This is a genomic window from Mesotoga infera, assembly GCA_011045915.1.
GTDB classification, from domain to species: Bacteria; Thermotogota; Thermotogae; order Petrotogales; family Kosmotogaceae; genus Mesotoga; species Mesotoga infera_D.
Window position 1 is genome coordinate 1 of the sequence record DSBT01000361.1, and the last position, 3546, is coordinate 3546.

Sequence of the window (3546 nt, forward strand, 5' to 3'; positions counted from 1 at the left end):
AATGTAGAAGTGGATGACAGAACTCTAAGTGAGTGTATTCCCGATTATGTAACGGTCCTTGGCAGTTCTTCAGGTTCCGTAAGTCCGGGTAATCTATTCGCAGTCACCGTTGAAGAAGATTCTTCGGTCGAGTTTTCGTGGAACATACAGAATGATAGTGAAATACTGAGACTCGTAGATAACAGGTACATCGACCCCTCGAAGAGCCAATCCTCTCCGGGTGAAATCTCGGACTTCCCAGTTGCAGGCGCCGAACCTGGGAAGCGGTTATTCGATTTCGAAGCTCTAAAGATAGGAGTCTCTCTAATAGAATTCAAATTCTATAGCACGGTTGAAAGCCATGGAAATGCTTCGACACTGTACGCGAGCGTCTCTGTTGAATAGTCATGAGGGATCTAGAAATCTCTCAAACGGTACATGATTACATTAATTAGGGAAGCTTTCTCACGGAAGACTTAATACTCGAATGGGCAGTTTCCTTTTCAGAGAGCGGGAAATGAGGCTATACCTCCTGATATACTAAATGCAGAGATTATCTACTGACTGTAAGAGAAGGAGGAGTATTTTACCGTGTTCGAAAAACTAATGACTGAAAAAGTCTTGACGGTGATAAGGGGTCTTACGCTCAATCAATCGAGGAAGTTGTGTGAAATGCTTCTGGAAAACGGCTTGACGATTCTGGAAGTCAGTTTCTCCGACGAATCTTCTTCAGAGATACTGCACGAACTCAAGAAGGAATTCTACGGAAAGCTCGTGATCGGGGCCGGTACAGTATACGATGATACGGCTTATTCGAGAGCGCTTCGCTCAAATGCCGATTTCGTTCTCAGCCCTGGATTTAGCGAGGAAATCGCGAAGTTGTCGGCAAGGGACGGGATTAGTTATATACCCGGAGTCTACACTTCTACAGATATACAGAAGGCACTGAACACCGGATTCAGCTTCCTGAAACTCTTCCCCAGCGGTTCTGAAGGTCTGCAGCTGCTCAAAGCGTACAGGGGTCCGTTTCCCACTGTCAAGTTCATGCCTTTTGGCGGGGTAACGGCCGAAAACGCTAACGAATACATGAAAGCAGGAGCTGTTGCGCTCGGAATTGGTTCCTACATAGCAAACAGGAATCTCTTTGATGAAGGAAAAGAAGGGGAGATTCTTGAAAGGATCCTGAAAATTCGGAGAGCCGTAAATGCCCGCAGTTGATATAGCGATCGACATAGGGGGTACCAAAACTCTCGTATCGGCTTTCGGCGATAGCGAACAGGAAGCTTATGAATCGGAAGAGTTTTCCACCAAACCGGCCGAAGGAGTTGACGATTTCTTTGAGCGACTGAGTGGTGTCTGTTTTCGCATGAAAGGAAGAAGAGATGTCAACCGCTGGGGGCTTTGCACGGCAGGTGCCGTCAGTCCCGAAAAGGGCAATTTGATCTGGTCGCCGAACCTCGGGTGGAAAGACGTGGAGCTCTTCAGAAGAGCTTCCTCCTTTCTCGATACCAAAGGCGTGGTCGAAAACGACTGCAATGCGGCGGCTTTTGGAGAATGGACATTCAGAAAGGATATTGAATCGCTCATCTACGTCACCATCAGTACGGGAATAGGAATGGGAATAGTTGCCCGGGGGAAGATCTTACGGGGAGCAAACAACTCAGCGGGGGAAATCGGTCACACAATAGTGAAACCGGATGGTCCAACCTGCACATGTGGTCGCCGCGGTTGCCTGCAAGCGATTTCAGGCGGCAGGGGCCTTGAGAACAGAGCGCATGACTCGCTTGGGATTGAGATCTCTGCAAAAGAGATAATTGATCGCGCACAGTTGAACGAACCGCTCTTCAAAGAAATGATAACCGAAGCCTCTGAAAGGCTTGGACGATTCCTCTGCAATCTCATAGATTCTCTCGATCCTTCTGTACTGGTAATCGGAGGAAGTCTCGGGAAAAACCGGTACTATTTCGACAGAATACTCAAGATTATTGAAGAGAATCGCTACAGAATTCCAGGAAAAAAGGTAAAGGTTGAGCTTTCCTCTGTAGAACCCAATCCAAACATAATTGGAATACTCTCTCTGTCAAGAAGAACATACAAAGACTGACCTCTTCTACTTGAGCTCTCTCTACGACTCTCTGTTACCACTTTGCTTTCCAATCAAGGACGACCCATAGTATAATGAAAAAGAACGCAAACGTTTGCGAAAGGTTGCGATTCTCAGTGATGAAGAAAACAACGATAAAAGACATAGCAAAAGAACTGAACGTATCGCCGTCGTCCGTATCGCGAGCGCTTTCCGATGAACCGGGAGTGAGTCCTTCCCTGAGGAAAGAGATAGTTGACGCGGCCGAGAGACTGAACTACATTCCCAATTCTTCCGCAAAATCCCTGAAGACAAGAAAGACCCAAACGGTGGGCCTCATTGTGTCGGATATCAGGAATCCATTCTTCCTGGATTTCATGAGCGGAATCGAGACCGTCCTCTTTCCTAGAGGCTACAAGTTCATCGTCTGCGACATCGGGGAGGATTTCGAGAAAGAGAGAGTCTACATCAAATGGCTCCTCGAACACGGTGTCGAGGGTATACTTTCCTCGCCCTGTCAAGGAGAAAACGGAAGGGACAACTCAAAACTCTACAGAGAGGCAGTCAGGAGAAACATTCCTGTCGTCTTCTACGACAGAATTCTTGAGGGAATGGAGAGGATAAGTTCGGTAACTCTCGATAACCGGCAGGCGATTCTCCGAGGCGTGTTGCACCTAAAGGAAAACGGTCACGGGAAGCTCGGAATAGTCCTTCACAAAAAGGGAATCTATACAATAGAAGAGAGACGCATGGGCTTTTTGGATGCATGCAAGATGCTGGATATTGAGATAAACACCGACTGGATTATCGAAAATGCAGTAGACGTGGAGAGGACCTCACTGTCACTGCAGTCTGTGCTGAGATCGGACAGGAGACCGGATGCGATCATATCCACAAACCAGTTTCTAAATGAGGTCATAGTTGCAACCGTGAGGCGGATGGGCCTGAAACTCCCCGATGATCTGTCGATTGTAGGCTTCGATGATCATTCCATGAATGACCTGATCGAGCCACCCTTGACGACGATCAGACAGCCTGTAGAGGACATCGGCAGGATTGCCGCCACGATACTGCTGAGCGAAATAGACGGAACAAGAGGTGAGAAATCGAAAGTTGTGCTGAAGGCGGAATTGCTTCAAAGAAAATCTGTGTCAAAGCTCATATAGATAAGCTCGAAGAAGACATTGAAAAGAGGAGGAATGCTCAATGAAAAAGAGAAAGGTTGGAGTGATCACTTTTTCCGACGGGCGCGATTTCGTTCACAACGATCTGATCGAAATGAACAAGGGGTTTCAAGACAGGCTGGTTAAGGCCCTTGAAGCAACGGGTGAAGTGGAAGTTGTCACAGCCTCCGATATTGTCTGGAAGCCTTCGCTCGCGAAGAAAGCCGGCAAGGAACTGATGAAGGCCGAGGTTGAGGCCACGATATTTAACTACGCTATCTGGTGCTGGCCGCATCTTTCCGTGATGGCCTCGCTTTATGC

5 protein-coding genes are annotated in these 3546 nt (G+C 47.7%); all 5 read left to right on the top strand.

The features are described from left to right. Positions 1-384 (top strand): hypothetical protein (locus ENN47_11835; GenBank protein ID HDP78841.1); only part of this gene is annotated, 384 nt, incomplete at its 5' end. Positions 385-570: 186 nt separating this feature from the next. Further along, on the top strand, positions 571-1197 hold the full coding sequence (locus ENN47_11840) for a bifunctional 4-hydroxy-2-oxoglutarate aldolase/2-dehydro-3-deoxy-phosphogluconate aldolase (protein HDP78842.1): 627 nt from the start codon (positions 571-573) through the stop codon (positions 1195-1197). Next, positions 1184-2083, top strand: coding sequence for an ROK family protein (locus tag ENN47_11845; GenBank protein ID HDP78843.1), 900 nt, complete (start codon positions 1184-1186; stop codon positions 2081-2083). Before ENN47_11840 ends, ENN47_11845 begins: the two co-directional genes overlap by 14 nt. A 74-nt stretch (positions 2084-2157) precedes the next feature. Beyond that, the gene (locus ENN47_11850; GenBank protein ID HDP78844.1) at positions 2158-3228 is read left to right on the top strand and encodes a LacI family transcriptional regulator; all 1071 of its coding nucleotides are present in this window, start codon (positions 2158-2160) and stop codon (positions 3226-3228) included. A gap of 40 nt (positions 3229-3268) precedes the next feature. After that, on the top strand, positions 3269-3546 hold a 278-nt coding region (locus tag ENN47_11855), incomplete at its 3' end, for a fucose isomerase (GenBank protein HDP78845.1).